Consider the following 21,528-nt stretch of genomic DNA (forward strand, 5'->3'; position numbering starts at 1 on the left):
TTTTTGTTTTCGGCATATATTATGATGATCTTCGTCTAATAAAGGAAGATGTGAATTGGTATATCTTAGAATGAATTAGTAAAATTTATTTTTTATTTTTATTATTCAATATATTAAATTTAGATTAATTTAATCACCAAAATGAATAATATAAAAGATTTTCTTAGATAAAACGATCATCGCCAGAATAGATCACACCTTTATCGCCCCTAAAAAATCCTAACAAAGTTAAATGACATTGTTTAGCCAAATCGACAGCCATTGAGGTTGCTGCCGAAACCGCTAACAAAAATTCTACGCCACAATTGGCGGTTTTTTGTGCCATTTCATAGCTAGCACGACTTGATACTAATACCACACCGTGTTGATACTCAGGGTTATTTAACAATTTCATAGCTCTAAAGCCAAGTAGTTTATCTAATGCGACATGCCGGCCGATATCTTCAAACCCTGCCATAAATTGTCCTTTCAAATCTAGCCATACAGCTGCGTGCGTGCAACCAGTTTGTTTACCGACTTGTTGAACATGCGATAAATAGCTTAAGCTGTCACTAAAATCAGCTAAATCAATCTGACTTATTAATGGTAAAGTAGGAATATCTTGGTAGACTTGCTCTATCTGCTCAGTACCACAAATGCCGCATCCTGTTCGTCCAGCTAAATTACGTCGTTTTTCTTTCAGCTCGCTAAAGCGTCGTGACGAAAGTTCAATGTGTACTTCTATGCCTTTTGGGGTATCAATAACATCAATGCTATAAATATCATTAACCGAATGAATAATATTTTCCGTTAACGAAAAACCAATGGCAAAATAATCCAAATCTTTTGGTGTCGCCATCATCACTACATGTGAAATTCCGTTATAAATTAAAGCAACTGGCTTTTCGATAGCTAACATATCAGGTTGAAAATGTTGCAACTTACTGTTTTTAAATTTACGTACTGGAATTGATTTAACACCGATCGTCATTAATTGCCTCTTGCTAATTTGGTTATAATTAAGACTGCTATCAGCACAAGATTAACCATTAATAATTCTAAAATGTTAACGCAGTGTAATATTTTATCAATAGATGGCGTGCTCAGCACTTATTAAGCAATATTATGATAAAATAGTTCACCATAAGCAATTGATAATTCATAAGCTAACTCTATGTCATTACAAGAAATTACACAGACTATCATGCAGTTTATTGAGCACCACCAAGTTTGGGCATTACCCATTATATTTTTATTGGCATTTGGTGAATCATTAGCGATTATCTCGCTTCTAGTGCCTGCAACGGCTATTTTATTAGGGGCAGGGGCTTTAATCGGTGGAGGAGCAATATCATTTGTACCCGTATTAATTGCCGCTTCGGCAGGTGCTGTTTTTGGAGATTTACTGTCTTATTGGTTGGGTAAACACTATCATCAACAAGTTATTGCTTCATGGCCGCTTAATAAGCACCCTAAATTAGTTTATCGTGCTGAGCAATTTTTTCAGCGTTATGGAACGTTAGGGGTATTTATAGGTCGATTTTTTGGACCACTACGAGCCATAGTCCCTTTAATTGCTGGCACAATGCATATGCCAACCACCAAATTTAACCTAGCAAACATTGCTTCAGCACCAGTTTGGGCTTTTGTATTGCTTGCGCCAGGAGCATTTGGTGTGCCTTGGTTAGAAACTCTTTTTGGTTAAAGCGTGCCGATGGTATAACTACGACGCCCACTCTTGCGTCCCAATGCTTCTAAATTGGTTTGCAATGGTGGGAATGGTAGCGTTAAATGATGTTTACGATAAGCTTCAAGTATCAATTTATGTATAGCACTTCGCAGTAACATTCGGTGTCCCATCTCGGCAGCAAAAACACGTAGTTCAAACAACTGAATACCTTCTTGGATATCCACCAAAAATACTTGAGGTTCAGGATCGTTAAGCACATATTCACATTCATCTGATGCTTGTTGTAAAAGTTTGATAACCAAATCACTATCAGCATCGATGGTAGCAGGAATAGTTAATACAATTCGAGTGATCGAATCAGACAATGACCAGTTCACCAATTGTTCGGTAATGAAAGCTTTATTGGGCATCACAATTTCTTTACGATCCCAATCGACGATGGTAATTGCACGGGTATTAATTTTTGTAATATTACCTGTCAAATCACGAATTGTCACCGTATCGCCAATACGTACTGGTTTTTCGAATAAAATGATTAAGCCAGAGATAAAATTAGCAAAGATCTCTTGTAAACCAAAACCTAGCCCCACACCTAATGCGGCAATTAACCATTGAATTTTAGACCAGTCGATACCAATAAACGAAAATGCAATCATACAGCCTATCATCAAAGTAATATATTTTGAAACTGTGGAAATAGCATACCCTGTTCCTGGTGATAAATCTAAATGTTGCAAAATGCCTAACTCCAACAAAGAGGGCAGATTTTTGACCAACTGAACGGTAATTGTCATCACTAAAATCGCAATACAAACTGCACCAAGGGTAATGTATTGTTCGATTTCAGTTCCATTTACAATGGCGCTGGTTCCCCAAAGTTTAATATTATTCATAAAGGCAAAGGCCGAATGCAGTTCAGACCATAGCAAAATCATACTAATTAGTGCAATCATCATAATAATCGATCTGACTAAATGTAAGGATTGCGCACTGATGACATCTAAATCGATAACAGGTTCATCAACACTTTCGTTAAGTGAATTGAGATCATCTTCATGTGATTTGGCTCGTTGCATACGTTCTAAGCGACGTTGCTTGGTTCGTTCAAATTCTATACGACGTTTTTGGATCCACATCCAACGGCGAATCATAAAATAAATAACTAACAAAGCAAACCAAATAATGACAGAGGCCTCAAGACGTCCTAATAGTACTTGAGCTGTCGAAAGATAACCTAAACAAGCCGCAATGATAGCTAGCCATGGTGCACTTAATAAAATAAACCACAAAATATGACTTAATAAATTATCACCAGCTCCTTTTTTATCAATATAAAGAGGAACACCAGCACGATGGATAGAATTAGTCATAAACACCAAAGCAAAGCAGAGCAAAATAAACGACGTTCGACCAATTGTGGCTGCAAATTGATGATTATTATATTGATCAAAACTCATTACTATCATCACTAGTGGAATTACCAGCCAAACTGAAAGTTGATAATATTTCATCGCTGAGCGTACGCTAAGTCCAGACCAACCAAAATGGGTAATAAACAGTCCATTAGTTGACGCAAAATGCGCTGAAATAATAAATACCCACAAAATAGGCGCAGCAGCATTCACACCATAACCCAAGGCAAATGCGACAGGATAATCTGAATTAATCTGTAAAGCATAACCAAACACTGCCCACAAAATAGGGATAGGTAATGCCATAATTAATGAAAATATAATTACTTTTAAGGTTAAAGAGTAACTATCTTGTGTAACTTTTCCTACACGGCTAGCTGATTTATTGAGAAAAATATTATATTTCGTGCGCATCTTAAAGTGTGCAAACACGAATAGCAACGACAAAATAATTAAAAATAACGGTTTTGGCGAACTAAGTACTTCAATGCTAGCTTTATAAAGTTGCGAAATGGTATCGACAGAAAAAATCACATACACAACATCTTTGGCTAAATCAATTGGATAACTCAATGATATTGGATTCACATCAGCTACCCAGAAGAAATATCTGTGTGCAGCATCGTTTACTTCGTCAATCGCATTGGTTAATTGCTTATTGGCAATTTTTAGTTTAGTCAATTCTAGAATGGTAGTATCAGTTCCCGAAATAAGAGTCTTAAGTAATTCGGTCTGTTCTCGAATTAAACGACGATATTGGGTTGCTTCTTTGATGCTATTAAGTGGGCTTGTTAAAGTTGGGTAATTGTCCAAAGATGTTAAAATATTACTATAATTAAGTTGTTGCGCTTTTGCCTCGGCGATTTCGGCATCAAGCGCTTGCGATTTAGGTTTTTCTGGCAAACGCAATAACTGTTGACGTAAGGTTTCGCCCAAAGCGGTCGAAAAACTCAACCATTCTCCTTGTTCATCAAGTGTTGCCAGTGTATTTTGAACATGTGAAATTTGTGTCGTGATATTGTTTTGCTCATTAACAATACTAGTTAGATGTGTTTTTTGTAACTCCATATTTTGTCTGAGTTCATCATTTTTATCACTTAACTGATGAACAACTAGCGAAAGATCATTTTCATCATTAATGACTGGTGTGGTTTCTTCGGCAAAAGTCAGTGAAGAAAACAACACAACAACAAAGCACACAACACCACGAATCCACATAAAGCTATATCCTGTCAGCTAATTTTTGACCCACGCGAGTAACATCACCAACTTTAAGGTGGTTATTAAACTCAATCGAATTTGAGGCAAACAGTGTAATTACTGTCGAACCTAACTTAAAGCAACCTATATCTTGTCCTTTAGTTAATTTTATCCCGTTGGTATAAGTCCAACGTTTCATTATTCCTTCTCGTGGAGGGGTAACAATACCTTCCCATTGTACTTCTATACTACCAACAATAGTTGCCCCAACTAAAATTTGCGCCATTGGACCTAATTCGGTTTCAAACAAACAAATCACACGTTCATTACGAGCAAAAATATTAGGTATACTTTCGGTTGTAGCTTTGCTAACTGAAAATAGCGAACCAGGCACATAAATCATCTCACGCAAAATACCATCACAAGGCATATGAAAACGGTGATAATCTTTAGGAGATAAATAAGTGGTTGCATATAAACCATTTCTAAAAAAGTTGATCATATCAGGATGACAGGCAAGTAATGATTCTAAAGAATAAAAATGCCCTTTAGCTTGTAACAGCTGTGTATCAAGAATAGTACCAAACTGACTAATTACACCATCAGCAGGCATAACAACAGCACTATCGGTGGTATCAATTGGCCGTGCATCCTCATTTAATTCACGAGCAAAAAAGTCATTAAAGGTTTTAAATTCTTTTACATCACTAATTTTTGCTTCGCTCAAATCCACTTTATACACTTTACAAAAAAGCATAATCATCCATGTTGTAACTTTACCTAACTGTTTTTTTGCCAACCAACCAAAAATAACGGTTAATAGCTGTTTAGGAAGAAGATACTGAATAATTGCTTTTAACTGATTTAACATAGATAACTCTCAAAATTATGTTATAAATAATACATTATACCAAGGTTTATAGACAAAGTGTAAAACCAACTTAAATCAATAATTTGTATAATTGAACATATACATATATAAATTTTGCCAATTCTGTTCAATAATAGCAATCGTTTAAAAACTTTTATCGTTATTGTTACTTAAACTGCGGTCATTACCAATAATTAAGGACAGTATTAATAGCATTTAGAAGCATAAAAGCTAGATTTAGTTACATTAAGCAAGTATAGTTATATTATCATGTTATAAGTAATCATATTAGCATTTAACACCCTAAGAAATACATCGATTTAGTAATGGATTTAAGAGCAGTATTTTTGCAGGAATACTATTCATTTATAAAAAGAGATATTAACGGAGCTTAATAAAATTGTTAAATAGAGCATAAAACTCGATAGTATTGATATTGATACTTGGGGGGATTAAGTTTTGCTATGATAAACATGATCAAGTTGCTGAGTCTACTTGCTCATATCGTGAGTGCACTGATGATATAATGCCACAAGTTTAATCTAACCTTGGAGTTGATATTTTCTTACAATTTATAATATTTTTTGTGTAACTTATAGGTGGTGTCGACATTTTTAAAGACCAAAAATATCAAAAAGTACCGATAATAATTATTGATACTAAAATGCATATTAACTATCTATATTCAGTCAACAACCACTTTTCTTATTTTAAAGATTTATTTCATAAAAATAAGTTAGCAGAGCATGACGTTTAGTTTGATCAAACCTCAATTACTGATTTACTATAATAACTAATTTGCTATGTATTGATGAAAATACAGTATAAAACATATCATGCATTGGACCTGATTGTCCTCTAAATATTGTAAATACGATTACAGAGATTCCAGCTATAATAACCGCATATTCAACCACCGTTATGCCTTGCTTATTTTGAATAAATTTAGCTAGAAAAGTATTAACTAGAATATTCATTATGCATTCTTTCATCACTTTATCCTTTCATTTAATATTATTTGTATTTTTATGTAAATGAATTCCTTTTAATGTTTATTTTACAATTCTAACGACAAATAGAATAAAATTCAAGCAAATGGTTTTTATGTAATCGATTATTTGTTAAATAGTATTCAATAACATCAGTTTGATAATTGATATGTTGCCTTTAAGTAAATTTTTTTAACTTTAGGAAGTACTTGTAAAGTTTACAGTAATCTAAACAACTCCAAAAAAATTGCGCTATATTACACAGTTATTTTAGTTTGTTAGTAGCCTAAATTAAAAGAGTAGAAAAAACACCAAATTATCAATGATAAACACTGGGATTAAAATACATACAGACCATTTCATGTAACTAAAAAAGCTTGGCATGTTAATTTTATTTTGAATTGCAATGCTTTTGACCATAAGGTTAGGTGCATTACCTATATAGCTAAGAGCTCCCATAAAAACTGAACCCATTGAAATAGCGAGTAAGGTTTTTTCTAATATATTCATTAAAATAGTGGCATCGCCCGAAGCTAGATTAAAGAAGACCAAATAAGTGGGGGCATTATCTAAGAATCCTGAAAGTAGACCTGATAGCCAAAAATACATGCTATTGATCGGTTGTCCTTGTTCATTTGTTACTAGTGATACTATTGGGGCTAATGCACCATGGCTACCTGCTCGTAAAATAGCAAGTACAGGGACGATAGTAATAAAAATCCCGATAAACAGCTTAGCAACTTCAATGATAGGCTCCCAATTAAATTCGTTACCGGCACGTACTTGTTTAGGGGTAATTAACATAGAAAATAGGGTAATCATGATAAAAATAGTATCACGAATTAAATTTTGTAAAGCAATATGTGTTCCTAAAACCGTAAAATTAACCGATGAATGCCAAATACCAGACATTAACACGCAGGCAATAATGATTGCCAATAAAAAGATATTGCTTACACCATAAACCTTAATAGCGCTAGCTTTTTTAGCAGAAGTTAATGTAAACGAATCACCATATTGGGTACGAAAGTAGTAGCAATCAATCTTATAATAAATTGCTAATAACAAAATTGAACTAAACAAAACTGGCAACAACATATGTTGAATTGTCCATCCAAAATTAACACCTTTTAGAAAGCCAATAAATAAAGGTGGATCGCCGAGTGGTGTTAATCCACCACCAATGTTCGCCACTAAAAAGATAAAAAAGACAATGGTATGTACGGCATAATTTCGCTGACGATTAGCTCTAATTACAGGTCGAATCATTAACATAGCTGCGCCTGTTGTCCCCATGATTGATGCTAACAAAGTACCTATTGCAAGCAAACCAACGTTTAGTTTGGGTGTGCTAAGCACATCGCTCTTAATTAAAATCCCTCCTGAAACGGTAAATAGTGCAAGCAATAACAAAATGAAAGGAATATATTCAGCTATAATTGCATGAGCAGTAAGATTGATGGTGGTTTGTAGACCAAAAGAATATAAGGCAAACAGTACAAACAGCATTGTCCAAAAAGTAATAATTTTGCCATAATGATAATGCCAAAGTCGCGACAAAAATAGCGGCATTAATGCAATAGAAAATAAAATCCCTACAAACGGAATACCCCAAAAAATCGATAAATCATCACCGCTAAAATCAGCAGCTAAAAGATCAAAAGGTATTAGTGTTAAAACAATAAAGGAACAGAGGGCTTTCATTAATTTTTGTATTTTCATTTTTAAAGAGCTCAAATTATAACAAAGTGTTTTAGTTTTATCGAATTTTAAGATTTTTAATAAGGATTGAGCAATAATATTGTAACGGGAATTTAATAATATAAAAACCACCACAAACAACACCACAGTTAGCTATAACCATCTGATTTAATTTGAAATTAAAACTTCAATAAAATCAATAGTCTATCTGAGCAATTTTAGAGAAAGAAACACACTTATAGCACCACAATGTTAATAAATTTGCCCTATCAGAGCGCCAAAATATACCGATAACGAAGTAAAGCTAGAACACCAAACAAGGTTGTTGGCGGTGTTTGCGTTTTAGATGTTATCACCAATATTAATCATTCCACAAAAACTAAAAGCTCCTAAAACTAACACCATATTTTAATTAGAAAATTCACCTATTTTATAACTGAATCATTTCTATCTTTATGTTTATTTAAATTTATTTACATTTCTTTACAAAAAAATCCGCCAAAAAACTAGCCAACTATTTTTTAAATGGCTATACTTTAACCGCTATAGGAAAATAAGCTCATTAAATAAGCGAATAATTATAAAAAATAAAATAAAACAAATAATTACTTGACAGGTAAACCATAATGCATTATCATTTTAGACACCAGACACCAGACACCAGCACTGGCAAACCTATGTATTAAATTTATCAAATAATCCTATTCGACGAGTTTTTACACGAAGCTTATTTATATCTTCCAAATTACCTCTCTATGTTTTATCGAAATTGTCCCCAAAAAGCTTATTGGTATTGGGACTGTTATTATTGTTATCTTCATGGAATTTACAGGCGAATAGCAAAAAATATCGAACAGGTAATCGTAGTGATGCAATAATAATACCGTCGCCAGTTATCAATTATGTAAGGCCAAATCTATATAATGGTAAGGGAAAATTTGCAGGCCCAGCTGACATATGGAATCCTGATAAGGGCTTTTTAGTACAATCAATTGATTTCGAATCAATTCATCCTGAATCATATAATCAAAATTTCCCGACCACTGGTTTGGATGGTTTATATTTTGATTTACTCATAACAGGAATAGAACCAGAAGAATTGACATGGGAACCTGTTACTTTGGGGGGAATTACTGCAACAGTGACAAATGTTGTAGCTGAGGATTGGTGGATTCCTTATGAAGATAGGGGAGTTGTAGCCCGTGTTAAGTTAACAGGTCCAGAGGCAAGAACTCAAAGGAATAATCCTAAACCTAGTCAAATAGCTAAGCCAAGGTTACCACAGACGTTTGAGTTAGTGGGTAGAGATAGAGATGGTGTAGAGGTAGTAAAATATGGATTTGAGTTGAGGCAGTGGTTCGTCTATCGAGATAATCTAAATGGATATCCACATTATAGTGACCAGTTAGCATGGTGTAATGGTTTGGGGTATCGCATGTCGAGGGTAAGGGATTTAAGTAATGCGAAGTGTGGTATTAATTGGCCGTTCTGTTCAAATGGCATAGACGACTCTAGCTCATCAGGTAATTATTACCAGCGTCGAATTGGCGGTGGATTTTTCGCAGAGTGGGGCGAACCGCACAGTTACTTTGGTGGTAAGGACTTCAACAGCCCCTACGCTGTATGCTGGACGAGTGACAAGGCAGGTAGCACCACCCCGTTTCATGTTTCGCTCGATGGCCGAGTCTCCAGCAGTGGTGAGGGCCTCCCCTTCAATGCTATTTGCACCACACCTTAGTTTTTATTTTTTAATACTTAGGGCGCTAAGCAGGCAAAGCTTGTGAACCTAGCGCTTTAATGACTGAAAGTAAAAACAATGCTCCGACTGATACAATTTTCAAGCTTGCGCTTTCGCTATCAACTGGCTGTTATTAACAAATTATTATTAAATAGCTATTATCAAATAACAAAAGCGCTTTTATTAAAAAGCCAAATTCAACGTAATAAAAAATTAGTCTATAATTGTTTGATTTTATTTAAAAAATCAAATAAAAACTTCAATAAAATCAATGGTCTACCTGAACGTTTTTAGAGTAAAAAAACAACGCTACACCGTAGTCATTTTGATTAATTGATTTGTTCGGTTTTCGCATATTGCTGTTAAGTCGTTATAATAGCGGTTATTTGATTTTGGATAAAATAGGACAATCGTGCAAACGCCATTAAAAAAGCTTCAATTACATTGCAGAAACAAACACCGGAATGGCTATGATTTTGCAAAGCTCATTAAAATACTGCCTGAGCTGTCTCGATATGTAAATCAGAATTCCTATGGCAATTTATCGATCGATTTTGCCGATCCTATGGCTGTTAAACAGTTAAATAAAGCCTTGTTATTGAATGATTATCAAATAAATTATTGGGATATTCCAGATGGTTATTTATGTCCGCCCATTCCTGGTCGAGCTGATTATATTCACTATTTGGCTGATTTATTAGCTCAAGACAACCAAAATAGCATTCTAACAGGTAAACAAATTCGGGTTTTAGATATCGGCGTTGGGGCTAATGTGATTTACCCTATTATTGGTTGTGCCGAATATGATTGGTCATTTGTAGGGAGTGATATTAATCCAGTTGCGATCAAAGTTGCTTTGCTAATTACACAAGCCAATACGTTATTAAAAAACACTTTGCAGTGTCGATTACAAAAAGACAGTGGATCGATTTTTAAGCATATTATTAAGCCCAATGAATTTTATGCTTTAACCCTGTGCAATCCGCCTTTTCATGCTTCAGCAGAAGATGCATTGGCAAGTACGCAAACCAAATTGAAGAAGTTAGGCAAGCTAACAAATTCCACTCAAAAAACTGTGCTTAATTTTGGTGGACAACATGCCGAGCTTTGGTGTCAAGGTGGTGAAAGTGCTTTTATTAGTAATATGATTAATGAAAGTACTCAATATAAAACTCAATGCCTGTGGTTTACTTCATTAGTTTCAAAAAAAGAGACCTTGTCAATAATTAACAAAAAATTAAAACAAGCTGCTGTTGTTGAAAGCCGTATTATTCCCATGGCGCAAGGGCAAAAAGTGAGTAGGTTTGTAGCGTGGACTTTTTTTAATCAAGTAGAAAGAAAGGCACGAATAAAAAGCACAAATAAAAAGTAATTAGGTAAAATATTATTGTTTTTATTTTATAAAAAATTCTAAATTTTGCTATTTACTACTATGTGACCTTAATAATTAATAGTATAAATCTATCATTGTTGTTTTTATTCACAAATAAATGGTTGTTACTTATATCTTGTTGTTTATTATAATAAAATTAAAACCCAACAGAATCGTTGTTGACTAAAAATTGCATAGTAAATTGGTGATTATTCGATTAAGATGTGTTGATTATAAAATAATCAGCGCCATTTTTATCGCAAAGGAAAATCCCTATGAATAGCAACGAGTCAGCTATACTTATTAAAAAGTTACAAGAAATTGTTGGTACTAAAAACACTTTAACCAACCCAGCACGCACATTACCTTATCGTCAAGGTATTCGCTTTGGTGAAGGTGATGCATTGGCAGTTGTTTTACCGGGAACGTTAGTTGAACAGTGGCAGGTGTTAAAGGCGTGTGTTGAAGCGGATGTGATTGTTATCACACAATCCGCAAATACTGGATTGACTGGTGGTTCAACGCCTGATGGTAATGACTATGATCGTCCTGTTGTTATTGTTAGCACTCGTCGTTTGGATGGTATCAAAGTGATAGAAAATGGTGAACAAGTTGTCTGCTTACCGGGTAGTACACTTTTTCGTCTAGAAAAGGAATTAAAAAAATATCATCGAGGTCCACATTCGGTTATAGGTTCATCTTGCATTGGCGCTTCTGTGATGGGTGGGGTATGTAATAATTCAGGTGGGGCGCTTATTCAGCGTGGTCCTGCTTATACGCAAATGGCGGTGTTTGCTCAATTAGATGCGCAAGGTCAGTTGCACTTAGTCAATCATTTAGGTATTGAATTAGGTGATGAACCAGAAACGATTTTGCAAAATCTGCAAAATCATGCTTATAGTGATAAAGACATTAAGCGTGATGCAGGCTTAGGTCATGATCATCATTATTGTGATCATGTTCGTGAAGTAGATGCTGATACGCCTGCTAGATTTAATGCTGATCCTGCTCGTCATTATGAAGCATCAGGTAGTGCTGGTAGATTAATGGTATTTGCTGTGCGCCTTGATACATTTCCGTTAGAGAAAAAATCAGCCGTATTTTATATTGGTACAAATGATATTAATGAATTAAATGGTATTCGTCGCCACATTTTAAGCCAATTTAAAACCTTGCCTGTATCGGGCGAGTATATACACCGTGTGGCGTTTGATATTGCCGCGATTTATGGAAAACCGACCTTTTTAGCCATTAAAAAGCTAGGTACAGATATGATGCCACGCATGTTTGTGTTTAAGAACTTTGTTGATCGTGTTACCGCTAAAATTCCATTTTTTCCAAAGAATTTTTCGGATCGGTTTTCTATATTTGCTTGCAAATTTTTGCCAAATCATTTACCAAAATCAATGCGTGATTATCGTGATCGTTATGAACATCACCTTATTTTAAAAACGGCAGATGATGGGATTGCAGAAGCCGAGGCTTTTTTAAAAGACTATTTTCAAAATAAAAATGGTAATTATTTTTTATGTAACGAAAAAGAAGCCGAAGCCGCAATGTTACACCGTTTTGCAGCTGCGGGTGCTGCAACGGCTTATCGTAATGTACATAGAACAGTGGAAAACATTGTTGCATTAGATATCGCACTACGACGTAATGATACCGATTGGTTTGAAACGCTGCCAGAAAACATTGATCAAAACTTTATTTATAAAATGTATTATGGGCATTTTTTCTGTTATGTATTTCATCAAGATTATATAGCTAAAAAAGGGGTGGATTGTGATAAAGTTAAGGCGGAGATTTTAGCATTGCTTGATCAGCGTGGTGCGCAATATCCAGCCGAGCACAATGTGGGGCATTTGTATCATGCCAATGAGGATTTGAAAAAATTCTATCAAGAGCTTGATCCTACAAACAGTCTTAATCCGGGCATAGGTAAAACATCTAAGAAGAAAAATTGGGCTTAATTTTTTAAATTCTAGATGCTATTCATAATTAAAACCAACCGCTAGAAATCACATCTAGCGGTTTTTTTTTAGAATAATATCGCAATAAAACAATTAGTGATTATTTAAATCACACCAACTTTTTTAATTGATATAAAATTTCTAATGCTTGTTTTGGTGTTAGAGCATCAGGATCAATCTGTTTTAACGCTTCTTCAACTTCCGAAGGTTCAGGTTCGTTGATAAAAGAAAGTTGAGATTGAGCAACGCCACTGTTAGCCGTTTGTTTTGAAATAATCTCGAGCTCTTTCAATTTTTGTTTAGCTCGTTTTAGTACTGCCTTAGGCACACCGGCAAGTCCAGCAACAGCAATACCAAAACTTTTACTCGCTGCGCCTTCAGATACTTCGTGGATAAAAGCAACGGTATTATCGTGTTCAATGGCATCAAAGTGGATATTATAAACACCTTGCATATGTTCGGGTAATTGGGTTAATTCAAAGTAATGAGTGGCAAAAAGCGTCATTGATTTGATTTCATTTGCTAAATTTTCGGCACAAGCCCAAGCTAATGAAAGTCCATCATATGTTGAAGTTCCTCGACCAATTTCATCCATTAATACTAAACTTTGTTGAGTTGCATTGTGCATAATGTTAGCCGTTTCGGTCATTTCGACCATAAAAGTAGAGCGTCCAGATGCCAAATCATCAGAAGCACCAATACGTGTAAAAATGCGATCAACAGGTCCAATTACTGCTTTTGATGCAGGGACAAAGCTACCAATATAAGACAGTAATACAATTAAAGCAGTTTGACGCATATAAGTACTTTTACCGCCCATGTTTGGACCCGTAATAATTAACATACGTCTACTTGGTAATAATGAGAGCGAGTTTGCAATAAATGGTGTTTGTAGCACTTGTTCAATGACAACATGACGTCCGTCTTGGATCTCAATACCTGCTTGTGTTGACAATGTTGGACATTGGTAATTGAGCGTTAATGCTCTCTCGGCAAGATTAGTTAAAACGTCAAGTTCTGCAATCGCTTCTGCGCTAGTTTGCATATTAGCTAAGTCGGGCATTAATAGATCAAATAGCTGTTCGTAAAGTTGTTTTTCGAGTGCTAATGCTCGCCCTTTAGAAGTTAGCACTTTATCTTCGTATTCTTTAAGTTCGGGGATGATATATCGCTCAACATTTTTCAGTGTTTGACGACGAGTATAATGAATTGGTGCCAAATGGCTTTGCCCACGGCTGATTTGGATATAGTAGCCATGTACAGCATTAAATCCAACTTTTAATGTATCAATGCCAAGTGTTTCACGTTCTCGGATTTCTAACTGTTCTAAATAATTGGTTGCACCATCCGCTAAACTTCGTAGTTCGTCTAGTTCTGCATTATATCCAGTAGCAATAACCCCACCATCACGAATAATTACCGGCGGTGTTTCGACAATAGCCTGATTTAATATTTCGGCTATATGGTCAAATTGATTTATTTTTTTACACAAGCTAATTAACGCAGGTGAAGTAAGACCACTTAATAGTGTTTGTAATTGTGGTAATAAATTATAAGCATCACGTAAACGAGCAAAATCACGAGGTCGAGCCGTATGTAATGCAAGTCTTGCTAAAATACGTTCCAAATCACCAATTTGTTTTAATAATGGATTAACTTCATCAATATAATTTTGTAATTCGCCAATAGCTTGTTGTCGATTTTGTAATATAGTCAAATTACGAATTGGTGAATGTAACCAACGTTTAAGCATACGGCTACCCATTGGTGTTTGAGTTTTATCAAGTATTTCAGCTACAGTATTTTGAGTTCCACCAGATAGGTTTTCGGTGATTTCTAGATTACGACGTGTTGCGGCATCTAACACGATAAAATCATAAGCCGACTGTTTGATAATTGAACGTATATGAGGTAGAGCTGTGCGTTGAGTATCTTTTACATATTGTAACAAACAGCCAGCTGCACAAAGTGCATAATTACACTCTTCCACACCAAATCCAATTAAATCATTAGTACCAAATTGTAGATTAAGCTGTTGTTTTGCTGTTTCAAGATCAAAGTCCCATTGTGGGCGACGGCGCAATCCAGAGTTATTTTCAATTAATGGCATGGATTGAAAATCTTCTGGATATAGTAATTCGACAGGACTTGTACGTTGTAATTCGGCTTGCATTTCCTCGAAATTGTCACATTCAAAAATATAAAATCGTCCTGAACTGATATCGAGCGTGGCATAGCCGTAATAATTTTTATATTGCCAAATTGATGCCAGTAAATTGTCTTTGCGATCTTCTAATAATAGCTCATCACTTACTGTACCAGGAGTTACAATACGGACAATTTTTCGTTCTACTGGTCCTTTACTAGTAGCTGGATCGCCAATCTGTTCACAAATAGCAACAGATTCCCCTAGTGCGATTAATTTTGCTAAATAACTTTCAACCGCATGATAAGGCACTCCCGCCATAGGAATCGGTTCACCATTTGACGAGCCACGCTTTGTGAGCGAAATATCTAAAAGTTGCGAGGCACGCTTGGCATCATCATAAAACATCTCATAAAAATCACCCATACGATAAAACAATAAAATATCAGGGTTTTCAGCTTTAAGTTTTAAATACTGCTGCATCATTGGGGTGTGGTTGGCAAAATTGTCTTTATTAGTCATGGTGGTTTTTCTTTTTTTTATCTTTCAACGTAATAAGTAAATTCATTAGTCTAACAAAGAACCATTAAAAAGCATAAATTCGTACTGGTTCTTATTTTTAGTTTAATTATAAATTATGATAAATGTAAGTTGTATAATGTAATCATTTATATAATAATTTTATTATAACTGATTATTGGTTTATTACAGAGGGCTATTTGGGGCTTAATGTAAAATGGATATGCTTGCATTTAAGTAAAAAATTGGACTCATTACGAGTCCATTATTCTAAATTATGTACTTTTTTATGTGGTTTTTATCTTCATGTTGCAACATAATTTTTTACATCATTTTTGTACTAATAACCAGATAGTTACAATTTAATTCTTTTTTATGATTAGTTAAGACTTTTAAATTAATAAAATGGGCAAAAGTAACCAATGGATCGTTATTATCAATTTTATTCAGTAAATTATCAAAAATATTTCACTTTTTCCTAATCTATTGGTCAATGATTGTAGTACAAGCAATTTTTTTTACTTGTTTGTGTAGTTATACAAATAGTTTCTCTCAGTCTCTTTTTCCTTTGTTCTTACCTTTTTTATTTGCAGCGTTGATTGGTATAATGTATCAAGCTATAGCAGAAAATTTTTTAGATGAACATTTGGAAATATTTTATGATAATGAAAAGATAACATTTATATCATCTAAATTGGGAAAAAAAGAATTTTTATTTTCTCAAATAAAATTTTTTTCTATTTATCGAAACAAAGGTGCTTTTGCTTCTATTAGTTTTTCTATAGATATTCAAGAAGATGGAAGCGGACCAATAAAAAAAATACGTTATATTAATCATAAATTCTTTTATCACGATGACGAGAGAAAACAAAGTTATGACATTGTACATAGCTTTATGTATGGAATAGGCTGTGATATTTTACTATATCAATATGATTTAATTAAAGATGAATATCATTCTAATTATCGTAACGGAACATGTCGTTTAACAAAAATTTATAAACGTAAATAATTAATATAAATTGTAGGATTTATTAGCGTTGTTTACAGTAGTAGTTTTTCAAGTTACTGTAAACAACTTGATGAATTCCTACACTTCATTTTTTCCCGATAAATAATCTGAAATAGATACAAATTTATCATTATGTAATACTAAAGTTATGATTAAAAAAGCTGATGTAAATCCCGCTAATGCCGTGCCAGTTACTCTTTGCGAATGTTTGGTTCTTCTTTCATATTTTTCTCTTTTTAAAGCCATAGAAATTATTAAAGCGATAATAATACAAGTTATTGCGATAAAAGGAATAAACATCTTTGTATAGAAAGCCAATATAAAATCTTGAATATTGTTATTATATAAAAACGTTGCTTTGGCGATAGCAACTAAGAATATAGCAAATGCTGCAATACAGACGTATAGCGTTATGTTTGGTGATACATTTAACCAATGCATAATGACAAAAAATACAACAGGTAATAGCACTGACGCTATCACAAATCCGACATCAGTATAGTTAGCAAAAACTGTAATTTCGCGCTTGTTACTTTTATAAATCCCATAGGCTGCAATTATAAGTAGTACAACGGTCGAAATAAACCATAATAGGTAGTTAGGTTCAGAGGTGTTTTGTTGTGTGATTGCAAAACTTGAAGTTGGCAAGATTAATATTGACAATGTAAAGATTATTGTTGCGAAGATTTTTCTCATTTTAAATATACCTTATGTCATTAAATATATTTTTATTTTTTAGTTTATAAAAGTTATTTTTAATATTTCTATTAGTTATTGTAAAAATAATTTAGGGTACCAATATGTAAAATATTTGGGTACCCATAAATAGGTTTGTATCAGAAAAGAATATTAAAAATCTTCATTTGATTGATTTTGAAAGTTTATAAGTTGTTTTTTAGGCAATGTAAAATTTACACCTAAACGGATATTATCATCTTCATCAGATATAACAATGAGCTCTGCTTGTCTTGCTGTATCAGGTATTCGGTGAAGTAATGACATATAATTATTGGCTTTGCCAAAAACACCTTGTAGAGAATCATTGCTGATAGCTATAATATTTAACGATGTAGAATGAGAAATAGCATCTAGCCAAAATTCTTCAAAAGCTTTTTGAGTAGCATTTTGACCTTTTTCTTTTATGATAGATACAAAGTCAACATTGTTAGAATCATCTGTAGCATAAATAATAGAAAAGTTCTTGCTTATCGCAGTCAGTAATGTTCCTAATTTATTACCGTTATCGTCTGAATCTGTTTCAAGATAAACAGATTCTAAAAGATTATTTTGGTTAAAAATCAGTACCATTGTCCATTGAAAACCGAGAAAGCTTTGGTTGTAACTTATCAGCTGATTTTGATCGTCAGGATCTTGTTCAGTGCTATATTGCTGCATTACTTCATTTTTAGGCATATTGTAATACAAATTTTTGTATAAAGGTGTTTTGGTTGAAGAATAGGAGGTATCAGCACCAACGGTAAGAGTAGTAAAAATTAGCCAACAAAAAACTAATAAGTGGCGTAAGTTATTTTTCATATTATTCCTTTCAGCATAATATTTAATAAACCGATAAGATCCTAAGTAGGATCTTATTCATAATTATTCAACAAAAATTGCAAATATTCGAGTGATAACTGTTAAACTTACAAATATTAATGATATGATTTTCCATACATTTTTATTATTATCATTGGTTGTATTATAGACAGCGAATAACGTGGCTATTGACCAAATGATAATCAAAATATTGCCATTAAATAACCCTGAACTTGAACGTGTAAACATATCAACAATTGTAATAACAACGACAGGAAGAAACCAAAACAACCAAAATGTTTTTGCAAGTCCATATTCTCCTTTAATATATTTAATGTGTGAAGACATGCTTTTATTTTGTTGTTCTTTTATTTTATCTAGTAATGACATGCTATACTCCTTTTTTATTAGTTAACAATTTGAACAAAAAATTGGTTTTTATTTTTTTTGTCTAAAAATACAGAATATTTAACAGGGAATGCTCCATTACCACCAAAAGAAACGTTTGCTTGGCATAAGTATCTCTTTTGTTCTTTATCTTCGTTAAGTGTTAATTGATCGCTAATGTTAATAAAAGAAAGTTGACCGCCACCTTGTTTTGCCATTATTTGATTCAATAGCTTTTTTGTATCTTTGCTATCACAGCTAGGCGGCATACCATCCCCACAACCTGTTAAAAAAAGCCCTAATATTGAGATATATAGTAATTTCTTCATCATTTTTCCTTTTTTATGAATATTAAAAATTCAATTGTAGACTAGTTATTTTTATAAGTCTATAACTGGAATTAAATTAATAAAAAATCCATTAATGGATTTTTTATTAATGATAAGTTTGATTATATTAATAATGATATATGTCAAAATTTGACATAGAAAAGAATAATTTTTACTATTGAGTAGTATATTTATTTGAGGTGTTTTTGTTATTCTTCATCAAACCAATCCCAAAAATCAACGGGTTTAATAACTTCCACCATATTGCCCCACATATAGAGATACCAAGACATTTCAAGGGCACCGCCTGCTTTAAATTTAACGGTTATTGATTTGTCTTTATTTTCTATCATAGTTTGAGTTGGGTGGAAGATATAATGTCTAACTTCTTTTGCTACTTCAGGACTAAAACACCACTCCACATCGAAAGGTTCCTCTTTAAAGGTACCAAACATATCTTGACAGTAATCAGTTAAATTAAATGAATTGGGGATTGTATAACTAAGTTCTAAAATATTAATTTTTTCTATATTATGCAAAATAAAATGATGGATCTGTTGGCCATAATAATTATCGCTGTGCCTTGCTAAAAGGTAATGATTTCTTTCACTATATAAAATTCCGTAAGGCTCTAAAGTGTTGTGACTATATTTTCCGCTATTTTTGTTGTAGTATTTTATTTTTATTTGTTTTTTATTTGTTTTTTATTAAGCAAAGCTGTTCGTAATGTATTGAGTATTTCTACATCTAAATGAAACCTAGGTCCAGGGCGAAAAGCTAACCCTTCAATTTTCAATAATGCTTCTGTTTCATCTTCAAGGCTTCTTTTACGTTTTTTAGATTGTAATAAATTTTTAACCTTTGTTTCTAAACTAACTAGTGATTTGGCTTGCTCGTGTAAATTATGTTGCTGTAAAAAATTCACACTAGCTTGCAAGGCAGAAAGCTCTTGTGGGGAAAAAGTAAAAAGTGCATTCATCTGTTGAGATGAAATCCGCCATCGTTTGCAGCGTCCGTCTGTTGAATACTCTTCCATATTTGGAAAATAATCACGCAACCCTGCACACATTCGTTGTGCTGTTCGTAGTGATACGTTATAACGTCGTTGGATCTCATCTAATGATAACCCCTCAGCACTATTTTGTAATTCAAAAGCAAGATCAAACAAATCCCATGATTTTTCGTACATTTTTATTTTCCTACTCAGATATTAAACATGACAAAATCTGTCATTATTTTATATTAAGATAAACAATAATAATAACAAAGTAGATATTTATGATGATAATCAATCAAAAAGAGTTAGCTATAATTGATCAAGCAAAAAAAATCATGAAAAAATATATACAAGTAGGGAAAAAGATATCCACAATAGATCATGTTAAGGATTATTTTATATTTCATTTAGGATTATATGATTATGAAGCGTTTTGTGTTTTGTATTTAAATAGTCAAAATAGAATTATTGCACTAGAGGAGCTATTTCGTGGCACAATTAATGAGTCAAGTGTTTATCCTCGAGAAATTGTAAAGCAAGTATTATATTATCAAGCAACGGCCATTATTTTGGTTCACAATCATCCAAGTGGCGATAAAGAGCCTAGTTTATTGGATATTTTATTAACCTCTAAAATTAAAAATGCATTAGCGTTGATCGATGTTGTTGTATTAGATCATTTGATTGTTGCTAGAGATAACGTTATTTCAATAAAGGAAAATACAAAATATAACTCAATGAATCTGTTTAATTGATATTTAGCTGATTATCTGGCGATTAAAACACCAAAAAATCTATTAGTGGAATTTATTCGTTTTTTTAATCCTAAAAAGGTATTTAATTATTATTTTAATCTCAGACAATGATAGCCATGATTTTTTATATTAGATATTCCCAGCATGGTAAAACTAGCAGCGTCAAATACAGATAAAATAGTAGGTAAACGAATACAACAGCGTCGTAAAGAAATGGATTTGACCGTTGCTCAACTTTCCGAAAAAATCAATTTATCTCCGCAACAATTAGCACGTTATGAACGAGGTGAAAATAAAATTAACTTCGATCATTTTGTTAAAATTGCAGAGTACCTAAAAACACCAATAAGTTGGTTTTTTATTGATTTTGATACCTATCCTAACGGTTCGGTATTAAATAATAAAATTGGGGAACAGCAACAAAGTTATGAAATGAAATTTACCGACAAACAACATAATGACCTTGACGCTCGTTTATTGCAACACTGGCGAGTATTATCTATAGAACAGAAACGAGCATTCATACTATTTTTAGATACCTTAAAATAAATCTAAAAATATACTAAAACAATGAAATTCCCTCTTAAAAGTTACCGTACGCTAACAAATTTTTAAAATTAATTAACTTTATTATTCAATAGGCTATAACCTTGACGTTTTTACAGTAATTTTTACCGTCGATGCTCTATTGTTATTTCCGTGTACAGGTATTAATGGTAAATAAAACCATACTATTTATATGGTAATACTCTGTATTTAATATTTTATGAAGGAAAACAAAGGCAATAACCTCTGCGTTATTGGCTATAAAGTTATCCGGTGTAGTATTACAACGCCATCAACCAATACATAAGCGCATATAGAAGACAAAGTCTGCGATTCTTGCGCTTTTGCAACTGAGTAGCAAAAGCGCTTTTCAAAAAAA

Annotated in this window: 18 protein-coding genes and 2 pseudogenes; 7 read left to right on the forward strand and 13 right to left on the reverse strand. The window is 33.2% G+C overall.

Translation table 11 applies throughout. The features are described from left to right. Positions 1–163 precede the first annotated feature (163 nt). Complete coding sequence (gene fdhD, locus A9G32_RS04910) at positions 164–970, reverse strand: formate dehydrogenase accessory sulfurtransferase FdhD (RefSeq protein ID WP_065589331.1); 807 nt, start codon at positions 968–970, stop codon at positions 164–166. Between the two features lie 183 nt (positions 971–1,153). Between fdhD and A9G32_RS04915 the strand changes: the two genes are divergently transcribed. Then, complete coding sequence (locus tag A9G32_RS04915; RefSeq protein ID WP_065589330.1) at positions 1,154–1,684, forward strand: DedA family protein; 531 nt, start codon at positions 1,154–1,156, stop codon at positions 1,682–1,684. Here the strand turns inward: A9G32_RS04915 and mscM are convergent. From mscM to A9G32_RS04935, 4 genes and pseudogenes are all read right to left on the reverse strand, one after another. Next, positions 1,681–4,299: a miniconductance mechanosensitive channel MscM gene (gene mscM / locus A9G32_RS04920; RefSeq protein WP_065589329.1), complete on the reverse strand. Its 2,619-nt coding sequence runs from the start codon at positions 4,297–4,299 to the stop codon at positions 1,681–1,683. The two genes, A9G32_RS04915 and mscM, sit on opposite strands and share 4 nt — an antisense overlap. Positions 4,300–4,306: 7 nt before the next feature. After that, positions 4,307–5,152 (reverse strand): annotated as a pseudogene (asd, locus tag A9G32_RS04925) (archaetidylserine decarboxylase); the annotation flags it as partial. 773 nt (positions 5,153–5,925) lie between these two features. Next, positions 5,926–6,144, reverse strand: a complete 219-nt coding sequence (locus A9G32_RS04930) for a Flp family type IVb pilin (RefSeq protein WP_065589327.1) — start codon at positions 6,142–6,144, stop codon at positions 5,926–5,928. A 288-nt stretch (positions 6,145–6,432) separates the two neighbouring features. Continuing rightward, the gene (locus A9G32_RS04935; protein ID WP_218055844.1) at positions 6,433–7,863 is read right to left on the reverse strand and encodes a sodium:proton antiporter; all 1,431 of its coding nucleotides are present in this window, start codon (positions 7,861–7,863) and stop codon (positions 6,433–6,435) included. Positions 7,864–8,635: 772 nt separating this feature from the next. On the opposite strand from A9G32_RS04935, the gene A9G32_RS04940 reads away from it, so the two are divergent. The 3 genes from A9G32_RS04940 to dld all read left to right on the forward strand — a co-directional run bounded on the left by A9G32_RS04940 (position 8,636) and on the right by dld (position 12,922). Further along, positions 8,636–9,580: a hypothetical protein gene (locus tag A9G32_RS04940; RefSeq protein ID WP_141672878.1), complete on the forward strand. Its 945-nt coding sequence runs from the start codon at positions 8,636–8,638 to the stop codon at positions 9,578–9,580. 412 nt (positions 9,581–9,992) lie between these two features. After that, positions 9,993–10,952: a 23S rRNA (adenine(1618)-N(6))-methyltransferase RlmF gene (rlmF, locus tag A9G32_RS04950; RefSeq protein WP_218055845.1), complete on the forward strand. Its 960-nt coding sequence runs from the start codon at positions 9,993–9,995 to the stop codon at positions 10,950–10,952. A gap of 275 nt (positions 10,953–11,227) precedes the next feature. Further along, a complete protein-coding gene (dld, locus tag A9G32_RS04955) occupies positions 11,228–12,922 on the forward strand; it encodes a D-lactate dehydrogenase (protein WP_065589323.1) in 1,695 nt (564 codons plus the stop codon). 109 nt (positions 12,923–13,031) lie between these two features. Here the strand turns inward: dld and mutS are convergent, their stop codons facing one another. Next, positions 13,032–15,590 (reverse strand): DNA mismatch repair protein MutS, encoded by a 2,559-nt coding sequence (gene mutS / locus A9G32_RS04960; RefSeq protein WP_065589322.1) that lies wholly within the window; start codon positions 15,588–15,590, stop codon positions 13,032–13,034. A gap of 490 nt (positions 15,591–16,080) precedes the next feature. Here mutS and A9G32_RS04965 point away from each other — a divergent pair, with 490 nt between their 5' ends. Continuing rightward, positions 16,081–16,599, forward strand: coding sequence for a hypothetical protein (locus A9G32_RS04965; RefSeq protein WP_141672659.1), 519 nt, complete (start codon positions 16,081–16,083; stop codon positions 16,597–16,599). Between the two features lie 78 nt (positions 16,600–16,677). Here A9G32_RS04965 and A9G32_RS04970 read toward each other — a convergent pair whose 3' ends face one another. The 7 genes and pseudogenes from A9G32_RS04970 to A9G32_RS04995 all read right to left on the reverse strand — a co-directional run bounded on the left by A9G32_RS04970 (position 16,678) and on the right by A9G32_RS04995 (position 20,040). Next, positions 16,678–17,295 (reverse strand): hypothetical protein, encoded by a 618-nt coding sequence (locus tag A9G32_RS04970; RefSeq protein ID WP_065589320.1) that lies wholly within the window; start codon positions 17,293–17,295, stop codon positions 16,678–16,680. 153 nt (positions 17,296–17,448) lie between these two features. Beyond that, complete coding sequence (locus A9G32_RS04975) at positions 17,449–18,135, reverse strand: hypothetical protein (RefSeq protein WP_065589319.1); 687 nt, start codon at positions 18,133–18,135, stop codon at positions 17,449–17,451. A gap of 63 nt (positions 18,136–18,198) precedes the next feature. Continuing rightward, positions 18,199–18,525 carry a hypothetical protein gene (locus tag A9G32_RS04980; protein ID WP_065589318.1) on the reverse strand — a complete coding sequence of 109 codons (327 nt, stop codon included), beginning with the start codon at positions 18,523–18,525 and terminating at the stop codon, positions 18,199–18,201. 17 nt (positions 18,526–18,542) lie between these two features. Next, complete coding sequence (locus A9G32_RS04985; protein ID WP_065589317.1) at positions 18,543–18,851, reverse strand: hypothetical protein; 309 nt, start codon at positions 18,849–18,851, stop codon at positions 18,543–18,545. 209 nt (positions 18,852–19,060) lie between these two features. Beyond that, positions 19,061–19,390, reverse strand: a complete 330-nt coding sequence (locus tag A9G32_RS04990) for a helix-turn-helix transcriptional regulator (protein ID WP_065589316.1) — start codon at positions 19,388–19,390, stop codon at positions 19,061–19,063. 39 nt (positions 19,391–19,429) lie between these two features. Continuing rightward, positions 19,430–19,537 (reverse strand): annotated as a pseudogene (locus tag A9G32_RS13580) (WYL domain-containing protein); the annotation flags it as partial. Then, the gene (locus A9G32_RS04995; protein WP_065589315.1) at positions 19,534–20,040 is read right to left on the reverse strand and encodes a helix-turn-helix transcriptional regulator; all 507 of its coding nucleotides are present in this window, start codon (positions 20,038–20,040) and stop codon (positions 19,534–19,536) included. The gene A9G32_RS04995 and the pseudogene A9G32_RS13580, both read right to left, overlap by 4 nt. 89 nt (positions 20,041–20,129) lie before the next feature. Here A9G32_RS04995 and radC point away from each other — a divergent pair, with 89 nt between their 5' ends. Then, positions 20,130–20,603, forward strand: a complete 474-nt coding sequence (radC, locus tag A9G32_RS05000) for a RadC family protein (RefSeq protein ID WP_081296755.1) — start codon at positions 20,130–20,132, stop codon at positions 20,601–20,603. Between the two features lie 144 nt (positions 20,604–20,747). Then, positions 20,748–21,152 (forward strand): helix-turn-helix domain-containing protein, encoded by a 405-nt coding sequence (locus A9G32_RS05005; RefSeq protein ID WP_065589314.1) that lies wholly within the window; start codon positions 20,748–20,750, stop codon positions 21,150–21,152. The last annotated feature ends 376 nt before the right edge of the window (positions 21,153–21,528 follow it).

The organism is Gilliamella sp. Gris3-2 (genome assembly GCF_001690345.1).
Classification (GTDB): Bacteria; Pseudomonadota; Gammaproteobacteria; order Enterobacterales; family Orbaceae; genus Gilliamella; species Gilliamella bombi.

What these genes read in the sequence shown, in the direction of transcription:
- radC (WP_081296755.1), top strand. Translation starts at nt 20,130, where the DNA reads ATGATGATAATCAATCAAAAAGAGTTAGCTATAATTGATCAAGCAAAA.
- A9G32_RS04985 (WP_065589317.1), bottom strand. Translation starts at nt 18,851, where the DNA reads ATGAAGAAATTACTATATATCTCAATATTAGGGCTTTTTTTAACAGGT.
- A9G32_RS04965 (WP_141672659.1), top strand. Translation starts at nt 16,081, where the DNA reads ATGATTGTAGTACAAGCAATTTTTTTTACTTGTTTGTGTAGTTATACA.
- A9G32_RS04995 (WP_065589315.1), bottom strand. Translation starts at nt 20,040, where the DNA reads ATGTACGAAAAATCATGGGATTTGTTTGATCTTGCTTTTGAATTACAA.
- fdhD (WP_065589331.1), bottom strand. Translation starts at nt 970, where the DNA reads ATGACGATCGGTGTTAAATCAATTCCAGTACGTAAATTTAAAAACAGT.
- A9G32_RS04930 (WP_065589327.1), bottom strand. Translation starts at nt 6,144, where the DNA reads ATGAAAGAATGCATAATGAATATTCTAGTTAATACTTTTCTAGCTAAA.
- A9G32_RS04915 (WP_065589330.1), top strand. Translation starts at nt 1,154, where the DNA reads ATGTCATTACAAGAAATTACACAGACTATCATGCAGTTTATTGAGCAC.
- mscM (WP_065589329.1), bottom strand. Translation starts at nt 4,299, where the DNA reads ATGTGGATTCGTGGTGTTGTGTGCTTTGTTGTTGTGTTGTTTTCTTCA.
- dld (WP_065589323.1), top strand. Translation starts at nt 11,228, where the DNA reads ATGAATAGCAACGAGTCAGCTATACTTATTAAAAAGTTACAAGAAATT.
- A9G32_RS04975 (WP_065589319.1), bottom strand. Translation starts at nt 18,135, where the DNA reads ATGAAAAATAACTTACGCCACTTATTAGTTTTTTGTTGGCTAATTTTT.
- mutS (WP_065589322.1), bottom strand. Translation starts at nt 15,590, where the DNA reads ATGACTAATAAAGACAATTTTGCCAACCACACCCCAATGATGCAGCAG.
- A9G32_RS04935 (WP_218055844.1), bottom strand. Translation starts at nt 7,863, where the DNA reads ATGAAAATACAAAAATTAATGAAAGCCCTCTGTTCCTTTATTGTTTTA.
- A9G32_RS05005 (WP_065589314.1), top strand. Translation starts at nt 20,748, where the DNA reads ATGGTAAAACTAGCAGCGTCAAATACAGATAAAATAGTAGGTAAACGA.
- A9G32_RS04970 (WP_065589320.1), bottom strand. Translation starts at nt 17,295, where the DNA reads ATGAGAAAAATCTTCGCAACAATAATCTTTACATTGTCAATATTAATC.
- A9G32_RS04980 (WP_065589318.1), bottom strand. Translation starts at nt 18,525, where the DNA reads ATGTCATTACTAGATAAAATAAAAGAACAACAAAATAAAAGCATGTCT.